The sequence below is a fragment of the Ensifer sp. EB106-03-01-XG145 genome, from assembly GCF_058792075.1.
Map to the genome: position 1 here is coordinate 1 of NZ_JBYTEC010000008.1, position 17297 is coordinate 17297.

The window sequence follows — 17297 nt, forward strand, 5'->3', positions numbered from 1 at the left end:
TAGAGCGCCTGCAGCACCAGGATCTTGAACATCAGCACCGCCGGAAACGGCGGACGTCCGCCCTTCGATCCGTCGGATCGCTTCAACGCCTTCGCCAACGGCTTCTCGAACACAGCCCAGGGAATGATGCTGTTGAGTTTCTCCAGAGGGTCGCCGACGGCACTCAGGCGCTCGTAACGCTCGTCCAAATCCCAAAAGCCTAGCTGTCCACGCATCATCCGTTCCCTGCAAATCACGCAGGCCGGATTGAATCACGAAAACCGGCTGAAGGGGAGGTTTTTAGAGGCATCCAATCGGCGTTGGATCCGCCTGCCCCGCAATCCCAACAGGAACTGCCTTCGGGGTTGCCAGGCCCCTGTTGCGACGGCGCGCGTCAGCAGAGGGTGATCCCCTTTTCCGCCAGATAGGCGTCGAACACATCGGGCGCCCGCTCCAAAGCGGCAACCGCCACGTAGGTATCGGGGCGCAAGAGATAGGCGGCATCGATGGCCAGGCCCGCGGCCGCGTGCTCCTCGGTCCAGGGAAATACGTGGAGCGGCACGCCGCGCGCCCCGCACCATTGCTTCAGTGCGCCGGACGCCGCACCATAGACATGAACTTGCCAGGTGATGGCGGCAAGGGGCGCGTAGTTGTCGAGACCTTTGACCAAGACCCAGGGAAGCCGATCTCCGCCGTCCACCCGGCCGGCCTTGCCGCGGCTTAAAGGTCCGCCACGATAGTTCAGCTGGGTTTGCGAGAGGATCCGGAACAGAAATGCCCTGATGCCACCTATGCGGTCGGCGACACCTGCCAGAACCGGCGCAATCTCGACCCGCAAAAAGTCCGCGAAGCGGCCCTCTGCCGTCACGAAGGTGAACAGTCGATCGGTCGTCTCCACGAGCTGGTGTGCGAAGCCGGTGCGTTCGCGCTCGTAGCTGTCGAGAAGACCATCGGGCGCTCGTCCCCTCAGCACCGCCGCGAGCTTCCACGCAAGATTGATCGCATCGCCGATCCCGGTGTTCATGCCCTGCCCGCCGACAGGGCTGTGCACATGCGCCGCGTCCCCCAGCAGGAAGGCACGCCCCTCCCGAAAACGGTCAGCCACACGATGATGGACGCGATAGGTCGAGAACCAGTTTACCTTGTCGATGGTGAGCCGCAGGCCCTCGATCGCCCGGTGGCTGACATCTTCGAAGGTGAGCTTGTGCGCGTCCGCGCGCTCGTCACGGACCAGGCCAATAAGGCGTCCTCGCCCCTTGGCATAGGCGAGAAGCGCAACGAAGTCGCCGCTTTCGAGCGATATGTGCGCCTCGCCGTTGGCGGTGGGGCCGCTCGCCTCGACGTCGGCCACGTAGAAAGTCTGGTTATAGGTGCCGCCCTCAAACCCGATAGCGAGCTTGTGCCGCACCGCTGAACGGGCGCCATCGCAGCCAGCGAGGTATCGCGCAGCGCTGACCTCCTCGCTGCCGTCAGGCAGCCGAAGGCGCGCGCGGACCGCGCCGCCCGCGTCTTCGAAGTCGACCAGCTCGGTCTGCCGCTCGACGGTGACGCCCATGGTTTCCAATCGCTCGGTCAGCAAGCGCTCATGATGATCCTGCGGATAGACCAGGACAAAAGGGTAGGGCGTCAGCTCCCCACCGGTGGGGCCAAAGGGGATATGTGCCCTGATCCTGCCCTTCGCCCAAAGGTTGACCGACGGGTTGCGGTGTCCGGCCGCGATCATCGCTGTCGCCAGATCTAGCTGGCGATAGAGTTCGAGCGTGCGGGCATGCACCACCATCGCCCGCAACGTCGGGCCAGGACCGGTATTCTTGTCGACGATGCGGACCTTCACCCCCTGGGCGGTCAGCCAGAGAGCAAGCACCAGCCCCGTCGGTCCAGCGCCGACGATCAGAACGTCCTGTTCCGTCACCCTGCTCTCCGCGCGCCTTCGCCGGCGGCAAAAGTTGCGCCGGCATCTTCGCCGACCCTACGCCCACGCGACGGACAAAGCCAAGCTGCGCAGAAAGTGCTTTGTGGCAACTCGTCTGCGGAGCGTCCGGCGCTCACCTCCGGATCAGCCGCGCGCCCTCAAATTTGCGATCAACTGTTGCTGCCCAACGCGTATCACATGCTCCATCGCGCTTCGTGCACCTTTTTCGTTGCGCAGGCGGATTTCCTCGACGATGCGGATATGCGCGACGGCGACACGATCGATCTCGGCGCCATCGGCCGCCGAGTTGCTCAACCGGAAAACGCCGATCAGCGCCGCCTCGATCAGGCTGCCAACGGTCTGCATGAACGGATTGAGCGAAGCTTCGAGCAGGCGGAGGTGGAATTCGAGATCGGCAATGGCCAGCGTCTGAGCGCTGTGGTCGGCGTCGCCCATGGCAACCGCCAGCCGCATCATATGGGAGATATCGGTGTCCGTGGCGCGGCGCGCAGCCAGCCCAGCCGCATAGGGCTCCAGAGCGAGACGGACCTCGGTGACATGGCGCAGGAACTCCTCATCGACACCGGCCCGGAAATGCCAGGAAAGCACGTCGCCGTCGAAGAGATTCCAGTTCGCCCGCGGCATCACGCGTGTGCCGATGCGGGCGCGCGCGACGACGAGCCCCTTGGCGGCGAGCGTCTTCATTGCTTCCCGCAGAACCGTGCGGGAGACGTTGAATCGTGCCGCAAGCTCCACGTCTCCGGGCAGGATGGCGCCGACGGCGAATTCCCCTGCGACAACCGCCTGGCCGAGCTCTTCGACGACGAGCCGGTGGCTCGTCCTTTTACGCGGCGGCTGGAAGAATGGCCACATCGCCCGGTCCTTGCCAGATCACGCCGGCTGTCGGCGATGACGCGAGACGTAGATGATGCCCTTCTGCAAGAGGATGAAAGCAAACAGCAGAAGGCCGATCAGGATCTTCGTCCACCAGCTCGACAGCGATCCGTCGAAAGTGATGTAGGTCTGGATCAGGCCCTGGATGAGGATGCCGACAAATGTACCCGCAACGAAACCGGAACCGCCGGTCAGAAGCGTCCCGCCGATGACGACCGCAGTAATCGCGTCCAGTTCGACGCCGACGGCCGCAAGGGAGTAGCCGGCGGACGTGTAGAGCGAAAAGACGATGCCGGACAACCCCGCCAGCAACCCCGAAAGCGCGTAGATCCGCACGGTCGTCGCTGCGACCGGCACGCCCATCAGCCGCGCCGTCGCCGCGCCGCCGCCGAGCGCGTAGATATTGGTGCCGAAGCGGGTTCGATGCGCCAAGAGAATGCCAATCGCAAAGACGAGCAGCATCAGCCCACCGATCAGCGTGATGCGTCCGCCGCCCGGCAGCTTGAAGTATAGGCTCTTCAACGTCGCGTAGAATGGATGCTTGATCGGGATGGAATCGATCGACAGCACGAAGGCCAGACCGCGCGCGAGAAACATGCCCGCAAGCGTGACGATGAAGGCTGGCATCTCCAGATAGTGGATGATCGCCCCCATCGCGGCGCCAAAAAGCGTCGCGATCGTTAGAACCATGGCGAAGGCGATGAGCGGGTGAACGCTCGTGTGTTCCAGCACGACGGCCAGGAAAACGCCGGTGAACGCGATGACCGAACCGATGGAGAGATCAATGCCGCCCGAGAGGATGACGAAGGTCATCCCGACGGCCGCGATGCCGAGGAAGGCATTGTCGGTCAAAAGGTTTCCAATCACCCGCGTGGAGAGGATGTTCGGATACTGCGCGACGCAAAGCGCATAGCCGAGAAGAAAGATCACGAGCGTAGCGATCAGCGGAAGATATTTAGGCTTCATTTTGCAGCTCGCTCGCTCGCTTTGCTCGCGCCACGCGCCGGCACCAAGAAGGAAAAGGCGGTGCGGAACCGCGGCGACTGAAGCACCAGGATGAAGACGATGATCGCGGCCTTGATGATCAGGTTGAACTCCGGCGGGAAGCCGGAAAGAAGAATGCCGGTGTTGATCGCCTGGATGATGATCGCACCGAGCACCGATGCGGCAATGCTGAAGCGGCCGCCGAGCAGGGATGTGCCGCCGACCACGACCGCGAGAATGGCATCGAGCTCCAGCCAGAGCCCGGCATTGTTGGCATCGGCGCCACGAATATCGGCGGCGGCAATGATGCCGGCAATGGCCGCACAAAGGCCGGAAAGAACATAGGCGGCGATCAGCAGCACGGGCGTTAGCACGCCGGACAGCGTACTCGCCTGACGATTGACGCCGATCGCTTCGATCAGCATGCCGAGCGCCGTCCGTCGGACGAGCATGGCGATCAGCACGCCGAAGACCAGCCAGATCACGACCGGCATCGGCAGGCCCGCGAAGGAACCGCTGCCGATGAAGGCGAGGCCGGGATCATTGAAGGTCAGGATCGCGCCCTCGGTGATGAGCTGGGCAATACCGCGCCCGGCGACCATCAGGACCAGTGTCGCGATGATCGGCTGGATGTCGAGCACCGCCACCAGCACCCCGTTCCACAGACCGCAAAGGATACCGACGGCAAGCGTGATCAGCAGGGTTGCGGCGACCGAATGCCCCGACGTGATACAAGCCGCCGCGGTAGCGCCGCAGATCGCCATGACCGCGCCGACCGAGAGGTCGATGCCCTTGGTAGCAATGACGACGGTCATGCCGATTGCCAGCAGCACCACAGGGGCGCCGCGATTGAGGATGTCGATGAGGCTGCCATAAAGCCGGTCGTTCTGGATTTCCAGGTTGAGGAAGCCGGGAAACACGAGCGAAACCGCGACGATGATGATGCCAAGCGCGATCAGTTGCGGCAGCAACCGGTTGAAATAGAGCCTGAGGAACGACGTCACGACGTCCTCCTTTCATTGGTTGCGGCAATCGCCTCGACGATCTGATCGGCAGTGATCCGGTTGCCGTCGAGTTCTGCGACATGGGCGCGGTCCCGAAGCACGATGACCCGGGTGCTGTAGGCGACCAGTTCCTCGATCTCCGAGGAGACGACGATCAGCGACAGCCCCTTCTCGCGCAGCGCCTCGATGAGCTTGACGATCTCCGCATGGGCGCCGACGTCGATACCGCGCGTCGGTTCGTCGAGAATCAGGAATTCGGGCTCGGTCGCGAGCCAGCGCGCCAGGATCGCCTTCTGCTGGTTGCCGCCGGACAAGAGCTTGATTGGCTTTTCGCGATCGGCCGTGCGGATATCGAGCGCGCGGATGTAGTGGTCCGCCAGCCGGTTCTGTTCCGCCCGGGCGATCGGCCGCGTCCAGCCACGGCGCGCCTGCAGCGCGAGCACGATGTTCTCGCGTACCGAGAGGTCGCCGATGATGCCTGATGTCTTACGATCTTCCGGGCAGAAACCGAATCTGTGGCGAATGGCGGCACGCGGCGATGAGAGATCGACCACACGGCCGTCGATCTCGGCCTCGCCGCTGTCGGCACGATGGGCCCCGAAGAGAAGCTCCGCGGTTTCCGTGCGACCGGAACCGAGCAGGCCAGCCATGCCGACAACTTCGCCGGCACGCACCTCGAGGTCGAAGGGACGGACGCGACCCTTGCGACCGTAATTGCGAAACCGGTAGCGCAACGGTCCTTCCTGGGCCTGCGCGTGCGGCGCGTGGATTTCCGCCGCCAGTTCACGGCCGATCATCATCGCGATCAGTTCGCGCCGATCAAGATTGGCAGTTTCACGGGTTCCGACGAGTTGCCCGTTCCTGAGCACCGTTATCCGGTCGGAAATCTCATAGACCTGTTCAAGGAAGTGGGTGACGAAGATGATGCCGAGCCCACGCGCCTTGAGGCGCCGGACAATGCGAAACAGCATCGCCACCTCGTGCGCGTCGAGACTTGCCGTCGGCTCGTCGAGGATCAACACCTTGCCTGAGAGATCTACAGCACGGGCGATGGCGACGACCTGCTGGATCGCGACCGAATAGCTTGCAAGATCGCGGGTGACGTCGATGTCGAGTTCATAGTCGGCAAGCAGCTCCTGCGCGCGCCGGTTCATGGCGCTAACGTCGACCATGCCGAAGCGCCGGGGCTGGCGCCCGAGGTAGAGATTTTCGGCAACCGTCAGGTTCGCCAGCAGGTTGACCTCCTGGTAGACGGTGCCGATACCGAGCGTCTGGGCCTCGAACGTGTCGCGCGGATCGACCTCCGTGGTTTCGAGCAGGATGGCGCCGCCGTCGCGGCGGTAGGCACCGGTCAGGCATTTGATGAGAGTAGACTTGCCGGCGCCGTTTTCGCCAAGCAGCGCATGAACTTCTCCGCGCCGCAGGTGAAAATCGACCTTGTCGAGGGCCCTCGTTCCCGGGAAGGTCTTTTCGATCCGGATCGCCTGGAGAATGTGGTCACTGGTCTGCATCGGTACCGTCTCCGCGATGCTGGTATCTGTCGGACGAGAAGCACGGCGCCTGTCTGCGGCAAGCAGCGCTTCTTCAGCCGGAAACTTGGAAAAGAGCGTGGCCCGCGCGAGAAGCAGCGCGGGCCACTGCCGACATCAGTAGCCGAGGCCCTTCTTTTCCTCGTAGACCTTCAGCGGCTCGTCGGCTTGAGTGTAGAGTTTCGATTCCGTCTGGATCCACTTCGGCGGCGCCGTGCCATCCTTCTGGTACGCGGCAAGCGCGTCGAAGGCGGGGCCGGCCATGTTCGGCGTCAGCTCGACCGTGGCATTGGCTTCGCCGGCGGCCATCGCCTGGAAGATGTCCGGAACCGCATCGATCGAGACGACAAGGATATCCTTGCCCGGCTTCAGGCCGGCTTCCTTGATCGCCTGGATGGCGCCGACCGCCATGTCGTCGTTGTGGGCATAGAGCGCGCAGATGTTCTTGCCGCCGTCCTCGGCTTTCAAGAAGCTCTCCATGACTTCCTTGCCCTTGGTGCGGGTGAAGTCACCGGTCTGGCTGCGGACGATTTTCAGGTTGTCGTGGCCGGAAAGCGCCTGCTCAAAGCCCTTCTTGCGGTCGATTGCCGGCGAGGAGCCGGTCGTGCCCTGAAGCTCGACGACGTTGCAGGGCTTGCCTGCCGTGGCGTCGACCAGCCATTTGCCGGCGACGTTGCCCTCATGCACGAGATCGGACGTCACGGCCGTCAGGTAGAGGTCCTTCGAGGCGTCGACGGTGCGGTCGAGCAGGATGACCGGAATTTCCGCGTCCTTTGCTTCCTGCAGCACCTCGTCCCAGCCGGTAGCGACAACCGGGGCGACGAGGATGGCGTTCACGCCCTGCGCGATGAAGGAGCGGATCGCCTTGATCTGGTTTTCCTGTTTCTGCTGCGCATCTGCGAATTTAAGGTCGATGCCGCGCTGCTCTGCCTGCTGCTTGGTCAGCGTCGTCTCGGCGGCGCGCCAGCCGGACTCCGAGCCGATCTGCGAAAAGCCGACGACCAGATCGGCCGCGGAAGCACTGCCGAACGTGCAGGCAGCAAAGATCGTTGCACTCGCAAGTGCCTTGGCGATTTTCATGATGTCCTCCCAAAGAAAGCTGCCTCCACGCAGCCATCGAGAAAAAATCATATAATATTACTTTTGTAAACGGGCACTTTTCATCTAACGCGCAAGACGTCGATGAAATTCATCGGAGGTCGCAGAAGGCTGAACGCGGGCAGGCCGACCCCGACGCGGGAGCGTCGGAACGTTCAGAGGATTGGCGGGTGAGAACAGGCGCCTGCCGCTAAGCGCTAGGCTTTCGCCAGCAACGTGCCGGCGGCGCTGGCGGTCATCACGAGAACCACGCCGAAGATCTGGTTGAGGGAGAGCGCCTGCCCGAGAACGAGGAAGCCGGCACCGGCCCCCATCGCCGGTTCCAGGCTCATCAGGATGCCGAAGGCGGACGGCTGCATGCGACGCAGCGCCATGAACTCGAGCGCGTAGGGGAGCAGCGGCACGAGGATGGCGAGCCCAGCCGTCATCAGCAGCATGTCGAAGGAGAAACCGGATTGAACCTGATGCAGCCCGAACGGCGTCGCGAAGACTGCAGCAAACAACAGCGAAACGGCAAGCCCCTCCAATCCCCTGAAGCGCTGGCCGGCCTGTTTCATCAGCACGATGTAGCCGCCCCAGCCGATCGCCGCGCCGAAGGCGAAGAGCAGCCCACGCGTATCCGCCACCCAGGCGGTACCGTCCCAGGAGAGGCAGACTACGCCGGCAGCGGCGATACCGGGGCAAAGCAGGCGCCAGCCACGGCCACCGAAAATCGCAGCGACCGTCAACGGACCGAGAAACTCGATCGCCACCGCAAGGCCGAGCGGGATGCGCGCGATGGCCGCAAAGAAACAGAGCGTCATCACGGCCATCGTGGCGCCGAGCGAAAGCGCCGAGAGCCACTGCGCCCGGGTGTAGCTGAGGAAGGCGGGCCGGACGAGGAGCAGCAGGAATGCCGCCGCCCAGGAGAGCCGCAGCCAGGTCGCGCCAAAAGCCCCGACGCTTTCCATCGCCGGCTTGGAGAGTGCAGCGCCGAACTGCACACTCGACATGGAGAGCAAACAAAAAACGATCGCGACAGAGACACGCCCTGGGGAATCGTCCGTCCTACCCTGCGCGCTCCAGCCGCTATCCGCAGTCGTCTCCGTTTCCGCCATGTCCGTTCTCCCGTTGGGCTTGAACAGACATAGCAATCCCGGCACAATAATGAACGCTAATAGTTGTGATGTCGTCATAAGGGATCGTTATATGCATGATCTGGACATCGGCCTGCTGCGCGCCTTCGTCGTGACCGCCGAATGCGGCAGCGTCAGCGGTGCTGCCCAGCGGTTGGCACGGACTCAAGCCGCCGTCAGCATGCAGTTGCGCCGGCTGGAGGACGATGTCGGCGCCAGGCTTTTGAACCGCAGCACCAGGGGCATGGACCTGACCGAAGCCGGGCATGTGCTGTTTCCCTATGCCCAGAAGATGCTGGGGCTGAGCGAAGGAGCCCGGCGAGCGCTCGCCGGGCAGGCGCTCCAGGGCCCGATCCGCTTCGGCATGATCGAGGACATCGCCGTCGGCTCGCTGCCAAGGGCACTGCAGCGCTTCGCCGAATATCATCCGAACGTGGCGCTCGAACTGACGGTCACCGAAAGCACCGTGTTGTCGGAGAAGCTGTCGCAGGGTCAGCTCGATGTCGCGATCGGCGATCCGGCCCTGATCCGTGGTGAGCCGATCCTCACCTGGCGGCTGCCGCTGCGCTGGGTCGCGGCGCGCGGTTTTGTGCTCCCGCAGGAAGGGCCTTTGCCGCTCGTCACCTTCGACGGGGTCTGCACCTGGCGCCACAAGATGATTGAAGCGCTGAAGGGCGGGGATCGGCCTTGGCGCACGGTGCTGACGAGCGCCAGCCTCTCCTCGATCCAGTCGATGATCGAGGCAGGGCTCGGCATCGCCGTTCTGCTGGATCTCAATATCCGCGCCAACACGATGCGGGTCCTCGGGACCGAAGAGGGCCTGCCGCCCGCCCCGGTGATCGAACTCGGGCTTTTCGCGGCCAATGACCAGGGCCTGTCATCCCGCCCGGTCTCAGCACTGTGGGCGTTCCTTTCCGAAGAGCTTCAGGCGCAGGCATTGGCAACCGGCCGCGCAGCGTGATCTCGACCGCGGTTGCGTCACGCTCGACGAACGAAATACAACGCCCAGAGATTGAAAAAACCCGAGCAAAATTTTACTAAATAAAGATTGCGCCGCGCCCGAAGCCTGGGTTGTGGCGGCGGGCAGGACGTTGGACATGGTAACAATCAAGGAAATCGCTTCGGCTGTCGGGGTTTCTTCGGCGACCGTCTCACGGGTGCTGAATTACGATCCGACGCTTTCGATCTCCACCAAGAAGCGACAGGCGATCATCGAAACGGCCGAGGCGCTGAACTATGCGACGCCCCGCAACCGCGGGCGCGGCGCGGGACCGATGCAGGGCCTGAAATTCGCGCTGGTGCATTTCCTCCAGCCCGCCCAAGAGCTGATCGATCCCTATTATGTCGGCGTCAGGCTCGGCATCGAAAACCGTTGCCAGGCGCTGAAGATCGAGGTGGTCAAGGTCTTCCACAACGGCAACCTGCCGGAGGCGGCGATCCTGCAGGGCGCCAACGGCGTCGTTGCCGTCGGCCACCACTACGGCGAAGAGGTCCACTGGCTGCGGCGGCACAGCCGCCACCTGGTCTTTGCGGATTTCGCCCCCGACGACGATGTCGACGACAGCGTGATGAGCGACGTGTCCGTGGCCATGAACCGCCTGCTTCAAGGCATATACGGCATGGGGTACCGCCGAATCGGCTTTCTCGGCTGGATCGACGCCTTCCGCGACAAGGACGACATCCATTCGGAGCGCCGCTGCCGCGCGTTCATCCACTGGATGACGAAGGCCGGCCTCTACGATCCGGAACTCTGTATGGTCGAGAAGCTGACGCCGGACAGCGGCTATACGCTCGCCAAGGCGATGCTGTCGAAACCCAACCCGCCCAAGATCCTGGTCACCTGCAACGACAACATGGCGATCGGCGCCTACCGGGCCATTCACGAGATGGGCCTTCGAATCCCTGACGATGTCGCCGTGGCAAGCTTTAACGACATCCCGGTCGCGCAGTTTCTCGGCCCGCCGCTTTCGACGGTCAAGATCCCGGCCGAAATGATCGGCGAGACTGCCGTCGACCTATTGATCGAGCGCCTGACCGGACGCGACGTCGCCAAGAAGGTGATCCTCGGAACAGAGATGGTCTGGCGCGGCAGCACGGCCACGACGGGCTCCGTTGCTGGCCCGTAATACAGCCGGTAAAAAACACGGTAGTAAAAATTTACTGAAATATTGCCTTCTTCAGAATTTTGCGAAATACTCCGCGCCGAGACCAGGAGGAACGTCTCGGGGAACGAAATTCAAGGGAGGAAAACAATGGACATGCGTATCTATCTGCCGCGCTTTAGCGCCATCGCGCTCGCCGGCGCCAGCCTCTTGGCGGTGACTGCGGCGCAAGCCAAGGAAATCACCGTCTGGTGCTGGGATCCCAACTTCAACGTTGCGATCATGAAGGAGGCTGGCGCGCGTTATACCAAGACGCATCCTGACGTCACCTTCAACATCGTCGATTTCGCCAAGGCCGACGTCGAGCAGAAGCTGCAGACCGGCCTTTCGTCCGGCACTGCAGACGCGCTGCCCGACATCGTGCTGATCGAGGATTATGGCGCGCAGAAATATCTGCAATCGTTCCCCGGCGCCTTCGCGCCGCTCTCCGGCACGGTCGATTATTCCGGCTTCGCTCCCTACAAGGTCGAGCTGATGACGCTGGATGGCCAGGTCTATGGCATGCCCTTCGATTCCGGCGTCACCGGCCTCTATTATCGCAAGGACTATCTGGAGCAGGCCGGCTTCAAGCCCGAGGACATGCAGGACATCACCTGGGACCGCTTCATCGAGATCGGCCAGCAGGTCGAAGCCAAGACCGGCAAGAAGATGATGGGTCTCGACCCGACCGACGCCGGCCTCGTGCGCATCATCATGCAATCGGCCGGGCAATGGTACTTCGACAGGGAAGGCAAGGCAAACATCACCGGCAACGCCGCGCTGAAGGGAGCGCTGGAGACGGTCGGCAAGATCATGTCTTCCAACATCTACAAGCCGGCCGCCGGCTGGGCCGACTGGGTCGGAACCTTCACTTCCGGTGACGTCGCCACCGTCATCACCGGCGTCTGGATCACCGGCACCGTCAAGGCGCAGCCGGACCAGTCGGGCAAGTGGGGCGTGGCGCCGATCCCGGCCCTTTCGATCGACGGCGCGACGCACGCCTCGAACCTCGGCGGATCGAGCTGGTACGTGCTCGAAAGCTCGGCGGAGAAAGCCGAGGCGATCGACTTCCTGAACGCGGTCTACGCCAAGGACGTCGATTTCTACCAGACGATCCTGCAGGACCGCGGCGCCGTCGGCTCGCTGCTCGCTGCCCGTGGCGGGGCCGCCTATGGCGAGGCCGATGCCTTCTTCGGCGGTGAAAAGGTCTGGCAGAACTTCTCCGACTGGCTCGCGAAGGTTCCCTCGGTCAACTACGGCGTCTTCACCAACGAGGCGGACACCGCGGTCACCGCGCAATTGCCGGCGCTGCAGCAGGGAACACCTGTCGACGACGTGCTGAAGGCGATCGACGCCGAGGTCAGCGCACAGGTCCAGTAATCGCTACGGCGATTGTCTGCACCACTCCTGGCCGTGGCGATTGCGCCGCGGTCAACGGCTCCTGCTATCCATGGGGATGATGATGGCTCTCGCGCGCCGCGGCGGCATCGGCCGATACTACAACGTCAATGGCTGGCTCTTCGTTGCGCCGGCGCTCGGGCTGATCGCCCTTTTCATGATCTATCCGATCGTCTGGTCGCTCTGGATGTCGTTCCAGTCCGGCCGCGGCATGATGCTGAAATTCGCCGGCTTCGCCAACATCGTCCGTCTCTGGAACGACCCGGTCTTCATCAAGGCGCTCACCAACACGCTGACCTATTTCGTCGTGCAGGTGCCGATCATGATCTTGCTGGCGCTAATCCTGGCGTCATTGCTCAACAATCCGAGGCTCGTCGGCCGCGGCTTCTTCCGCACCGCCATCTTCCTGCCCTGCGTCACCTCGCTCGTCGCCTATTCGGTGCTGTTCAAAGGCATGTTCGCGCTCGACGGCATCGTCAACTCGACGCTTGAGGCGATCGGCATCATCGCCTCGCCGATCCCGTGGCTGACGCATCCCTTCTGGGCGAAGGTGCTCGTCATCATCGCCATCACCTGGCGCTGGACCGGCTACAACATGATCTTCTACCTGGCGGCGATGCAGAACATCGACAAGTCGATCTATGAGGTGGCCCGTATCGACGGGGTGCCCGCCTGGGCGCGCTTCACCCACATCACCATCCCGCTGTTGAAGCCCGTCATCCTGTTCACCACGATCATCTCGACCATCGGCACGATCCAGCTCTTCGACGAGGTCTACAATCTGACCGAGGGCAAGGGCGGACCGTCCAACGCGACGCTGACGCTGTCGCTCTACATCTACAACCTGACCTTCCGTTTCATGCCGAACTTCGGCTACGCGGCGACGGTCTCCTACGTGATCGTCGTGCTCGTCGCCCTGCTCGCCTGCCTTCAGTTCTTCGCGGCACGGGAGCGCGACCGATGAACAACGGATCCGCACGCATCGCAACCGCCATCGTCACCTACGGCTTCGTCGGGCTGATGGCCTTTCTCTCGATCTTCCCCTTCGTCTGGATGCTGCTCGGCGCCACCAATTCGTCGATCGACATCATCAAGGGCAAGATGCTGCCGGGCAGCGCGCTCGCCACCAACATCACCACCTTCTTCACCCAGGTGAACGCGCCGCTGGTCTTCTGGAACTCGGCCAAGATCGCCATTCTGGCGACGGCGCTGACGCTCGCCGTCTCGTCGCTTGCCGGCTATGGCTTCGAGATGTTCCGCTCGCGCAACCGCGACCGGATCTACAGCGCCTTACTGTTGACGATGATGATCCCGTTTGCGGCGCTGATGATCCCGCTCTTCATCATGATGGGCAAGGCGGGCCTCATCAACACCCACCTCGCCGTCGTCTTGCCGTCGATCGGCTCGGCCTTCATCGTCTTTTACTTCCGCCAGTGCACCAAGGCGTTCCCTTCGGAGCTGCGCGACGCGGCCAAGGTCGACGGGCTGAAGGAATGGCAGATTTTTCTCTACATCTACGTGCCGGTGATGCGCTCGACCTATGCGGCCGCCTTCATCATCGTCTTCATGACGGCCTGGAACAACTATCTCTGGCCGCTAATCGTGCTGCAGTCGAACGAGACGAAGACAATCACTCTCGTCGTCTCCTCGCTCGCCTCCGCCTACTACCCCGATTACGGCGTCGTCATGGTCGGCACCATTCTCGCGACGCTTCCCACCCTCGCGGTCTTCTTCTTCATGCAACGCCAATTCGTCCAGGGAATGCTGGGCTCAGTCAAATAGGAATGATGATGCGATCTGTTACCTCTTTCAACGATTCCTGGGTCTTCACCGAAGGCTTCGCCGCCACTGAAGCCGCCCGCCTGCAGGCGGGCAGGCCCGTGAGTCTGCCGCACAATGCGGTGCAACTGCCGTTCAACTATTTCGACGAGGCCGCCTATCAGCGCGCTTTCACCTATCAGAAGCCGCTCGCCTGGCGTCGGGAGTTCCATGGCCGCGAGGTCTCGCTCGTCTTCGACGCTGCGATGGCCGATGCCGTCGTCTACCTCAACGGCGAGGAGATCATCGCGCATAAGGACGGCTATACGCCCTTCGAAGCGCGCCTGACCGACAGGCTGCGGGAGGGCGATAACCTGATCACCGTCAAGATCGACGGCAGCGAGAACCCGGAGATCCCGCCCTTCGGCGGCCGCATCGATTATCTGACCTATGCCGGCATCTATCGCGACGTCTGGCTGAAGGTCACCGACGCGGTTTCGATCGCCAACATCAAGATCGAGACCCGCGATGTCCTCAGCGACGCCAAGTCCGTCACGGTCCGTTGCGATCTCGCCAATCCGCAAAGCTTGACGTTAGCCGGAACTGTCACGGCACTGCTCAAGGACACGAACGGCAAGGTGCTGGCGGAAGCCATCGGCGAGACCCGCGGTGAGAGCGTCACATTGGAGATTACCGGTCTCAAGGGGCTTTCGCTCTGGGATATCGACAGTCCCGTCCTCTACGAGGCGGAGGTGCAACTGCGCAGCGATCGCGGCAGCGACCGGCTCTCGTCGCGCTTTGGCTTCCGTACTGCAGAGTTCACCACGGAAGGTTTCAAGCTCAACGGCCGGCCGCTGAAGATCCGTGGTCTCAACCGCCACCAGACCTTCCCCTATGTCGGCTATGCCATGGGCCGGTCGGCCCAGGAGCGCGATGCCGAGATCCTGAAGAACACGCTACATTGCAACCTTGTCCGCACCTCGCACTATCCGCAATCCAAGTGGTTTCTCGACCATTGCGACCGCATCGGCCTGCTCGTCTTCGAGGAAATCCCCGGCTGGCAGCATATCGGCGGTGAGGCCTGGAAGCAGGAGGCGATCCAAAACGTCCGCCGCATGATCGAGCGCGACTGGAACCACCCGTCGATCATCATCTGGGGCGTGCGCATCAACGAGTCGCAGGATTCCCACGATTTCTACGTCGAGACCAACCGGCTGGCGCGTGAACTCGACCCGACGCGGCAAACCGGCGGCGTGCGCTACATCACCGACAGCGAGTTCCTCGAAGACGTCTACACGATGAACGACTTCATCCTCGGCAACGAGGAACTGCCGGGGGCAAACCGCCCGCGCACGGCGCTGCGCCCACAGCAGGAGTGCACCGGGCTCAATCGCAAGGTGCCCTACCTCATCACCGAATTCGGCGGCCACATGTACCCGACGAAGATTTACGATCAGGAGCAGCGACAGGCCGAGCATGTGCGCCGGCACCTGGAGGTGCTGAACGCCGCGCATGGTGACCCCAGCATCTCCGGTGCCATCGGCTGGTGCATGTTCGACTACAACACCCACAAGGATTTCGGCTCCGGCGACCGGATCTGCTATCACGGTGTCATGGACATGTTCCGCCAGCCGAAGTTTGCAGCCTATGTCTACGCCAGCCAATGCGAGCCGTCCGAGGACGTGGTTATGAAGCCGGTCACTTTCTGGGCGCGCGGCGAGCGCAACATCGGCGGCGTGCTGCCTTTGATCGTGCTCACCAATTGCGACGAGGTCGAGCTGAAATACGGCTCGCTGGTGAAGCGCGTCGGTCCGGACCGCGAGAACTTCCCGCATCTGCCGCATCCGCCTGTGGTCATCGACCACCGCCACTTCACCAAGGACGAACTCGGCGTATGGGGCATGAAATGGGAAGATGCCGCGTTCACCGGCCTCATCGACGGCAAGGCCGTTGCCCGCCTGCGCATGGTCGCTGACCCGGTGCCGACGACGCTCGAGGTCGTGGCAGACAACGCGACGCTGCGGGCCGAAGGGCGTGACAGTGTTCGCGTGATCGTGCGCGCGCTCGACCAGGCCGGCAACGTCCTGCCGTTCCTCAACGATGCGGTCGACGTCACCGTCACCGGCCCTGCCCGACTGCTTGGGCCCGAGCGCCTCGTCTTCCAGGGTGGTTCGACCGGCTTCTGGCTGGAGACGACGGGTGCTGCTGGCGGCATCGCCGTCGCGGTAACCTCGACACGGCTTGGATCCGTAAGACTGGAACTTTCGGCAGTGGCAAGCGAGGCAGCGGCTGCATGAGCGAACTCCAACTCAGCGACGTTAGAAAGTCCTACGGCAACTTCGAGGTCATCAAGGGGGTCGACCTCGACATCAAGACCGGCGAGTTCGTCGTCTTCGTCGGCCCATCCGGTTGCGGCAAGTCCACCCTGCTCAGGATGATCGCGGGTCTCGAGGAGATCACGTCGGGTGATCTCACGATTGACGGCGAACGCATGAACGATGTCGACCCCTCGAAGCGCGGCATCGCCATGGTCTTCCAGTCCTACGCGCTCTATCCGCATATGACGGTTCGGGAAAACATGGGCTTCGCGCTGCGCTTTGCCGGCGTGCCGAAGGCCGAGATCGAACAACGGGTCGGTGAGGCTGCGAACATCCTGGAGCTGGGTCCGCTGCTCGATCGCAAGCCGAAACAGCTTTCCGGCGGCCAGCGCCAGCGGGTGGCGATTGGTCGGGCAATCGTGCGGCACCCGAAGATTTTCCTCTTCGACGAGCCGCTCTCCAATCTCGATGCCGAACTGCGCGTCCACATGCGCATCGAGATCGCCAGGCTACACAAGAAGCTCGCGACCACGATCATCTACGTCACCCATGACCAGGTCGAGGCAATGACACTTGCCGACAAGATCGTCGTCATGCGCGGTGGCGTGGTCGAACAGGTCGGCTCGCCGCTCGACCTTTACGACGATCCGGCCAATCTCTTCGTCGCCGGCTTCATCGGCTCACCGAAAATGAACTTCTTGAAGGGGATCGTCGACGCTGGCGGAACGCAGGTACGTCTGCCCGACTTCGGCAACGCGACTATTCCAGTGGCCATCAAGGAGGCTACGCCTGGGAGCTCCGTGACCATCGGCATCCGGCCCGAACATTTCGGCGACAGCGGCTCGGCAAGCCTCGATCTGACGATCGACATGCTGGAACACCTCGGCGGCGAGACCTTCGCCTATGCCCGCCATGGCGACGGCGAATTGATCATCATCGAGACCAAGAATGGTCGCGGCCTGAAGTCCGGTGATAGCATCGCCGCCCGCTTCGATCCGGCCGCCGTTTTGGTGTTCGACGCCGACGGAAGGCGTCTGCGGTAGGAAAATTCCAGGAAAAGTGCGAAACGGTTTTCCGTCCAGAATTGCGTAATTTCAAAGACTTAGATCACTTCAGTGTTTCGATGAAACAATGAAATGATCTAGGCAGCCCGCGCGTGTTGTTGCG

The 17297-nt window shown here is 62.7% G+C and carries 15 protein-coding genes; 7 read left to right on the plus strand and 8 right to left on the minus strand.

Annotation, left to right across the window (positions count from 1 at the left end; translation table 11 throughout):
• The 8 genes from AC3WWH_RS19285 to AC3WWH_RS19320 all read right to left on the minus strand — a co-directional run.
• A partial coding sequence (locus AC3WWH_RS19285; RefSeq protein ID WP_492377170.1) for a transposase occupies positions 1–215 on the minus strand: 215 nt, incomplete at its 3' end.
• Positions 216–373: 158 nt separating this feature from the next.
• Positions 374–1891, minus strand: coding sequence for an FAD-dependent monooxygenase (locus tag AC3WWH_RS19290; RefSeq protein WP_492377171.1), 1518 nt, complete (start codon positions 1889–1891; stop codon positions 374–376).
• Between the two features lie 144 nt (positions 1892–2035).
• Positions 2036–2764 (minus strand): FadR/GntR family transcriptional regulator, encoded by a 729-nt coding sequence (locus AC3WWH_RS19295; RefSeq protein WP_492377172.1) that lies wholly within the window; start codon positions 2762–2764, stop codon positions 2036–2038.
• An 18-nt stretch (positions 2765–2782) separates the two neighbouring features.
• Positions 2783–3751: a galactofuranose ABC transporter, permease protein YjfF gene (gene yjfF, locus AC3WWH_RS19300; RefSeq protein ID WP_058324423.1), complete on the minus strand. Its 969-nt coding sequence runs from the start codon at positions 3749–3751 to the stop codon at positions 2783–2785.
• Entirely contained in the window at positions 3748–4773 is a 1026-nt protein-coding gene (locus AC3WWH_RS19305; protein ID WP_058324424.1) for an ABC transporter permease, read from the minus strand. The genes yjfF and AC3WWH_RS19305 overlap by 4 nt, the downstream gene beginning before the upstream one ends.
• Positions 4770–6284 (minus strand): galactofuranose ABC transporter, ATP-binding protein YtfR, encoded by a 1515-nt coding sequence (gene ytfR, locus AC3WWH_RS19310; protein WP_058324425.1) that lies wholly within the window; start codon positions 6282–6284, stop codon positions 4770–4772. Before ytfR ends, AC3WWH_RS19305 begins: the two co-directional genes overlap by 4 nt.
• A gap of 135 nt (positions 6285–6419) precedes the next feature.
• A complete protein-coding gene (ytfQ, locus tag AC3WWH_RS19315; protein ID WP_058324426.1) occupies positions 6420–7382 on the minus strand; it encodes a galactofuranose ABC transporter, galactofuranose-binding protein YtfQ in 963 nt (320 codons plus the stop codon).
• Positions 7383–7597: 215 nt separating this feature from the next.
• Positions 7598–8497, minus strand: coding sequence for an EamA family transporter (locus AC3WWH_RS19320; protein WP_058324427.1), 900 nt, complete (start codon positions 8495–8497; stop codon positions 7598–7600).
• A 91-nt stretch (positions 8498–8588) separates the two neighbouring features.
• Between AC3WWH_RS19320 and AC3WWH_RS19325 the strand changes: the two genes are divergently transcribed.
• From AC3WWH_RS19325 to AC3WWH_RS19355, 7 genes are all read left to right on the plus strand, one after another.
• Positions 8589–9476 (plus strand): LysR family transcriptional regulator, encoded by an 888-nt coding sequence (locus AC3WWH_RS19325; protein WP_162752549.1) that lies wholly within the window; start codon positions 8589–8591, stop codon positions 9474–9476.
• A gap of 136 nt (positions 9477–9612) precedes the next feature.
• The gene (locus AC3WWH_RS19330; protein WP_058324429.1) at positions 9613–10641 is read left to right on the plus strand and encodes a LacI family DNA-binding transcriptional regulator; all 1029 of its coding nucleotides are present in this window, start codon (positions 9613–9615) and stop codon (positions 10639–10641) included.
• 126 nt (positions 10642–10767) lie between these two features.
• Positions 10768–12036, plus strand: coding sequence for an ABC transporter substrate-binding protein (locus tag AC3WWH_RS19335; protein ID WP_058324430.1), 1269 nt, complete (start codon positions 10768–10770; stop codon positions 12034–12036).
• Positions 12037–12118: 82 nt separating this feature from the next.
• Positions 12119–13018, plus strand: coding sequence for a carbohydrate ABC transporter permease (locus tag AC3WWH_RS19340; RefSeq protein WP_057255556.1), 900 nt, complete (start codon positions 12119–12121; stop codon positions 13016–13018).
• Positions 13015–13836 carry a carbohydrate ABC transporter permease gene (locus AC3WWH_RS19345; protein ID WP_058324431.1) on the plus strand — a complete coding sequence of 274 codons (822 nt, stop codon included), beginning with the start codon at positions 13015–13017 and terminating at the stop codon, positions 13834–13836. Before AC3WWH_RS19340 ends, AC3WWH_RS19345 begins: the two co-directional genes overlap by 4 nt.
• Before the next feature lie 8 nt (positions 13837–13844).
• On the plus strand, positions 13845–16109 hold the full coding sequence (locus tag AC3WWH_RS19350; RefSeq protein WP_058324433.1) for a glycoside hydrolase family 2 protein: 2265 nt from the start codon (positions 13845–13847) through the stop codon (positions 16107–16109).
• Complete coding sequence (locus AC3WWH_RS19355) at positions 16106–17173, plus strand: ABC transporter ATP-binding protein (protein ID WP_058324432.1); 1068 nt, start codon at positions 16106–16108, stop codon at positions 17171–17173. Before AC3WWH_RS19350 ends, AC3WWH_RS19355 begins: the two co-directional genes overlap by 4 nt.
• The last annotated feature ends 124 nt before the right edge of the window (positions 17174–17297 follow it).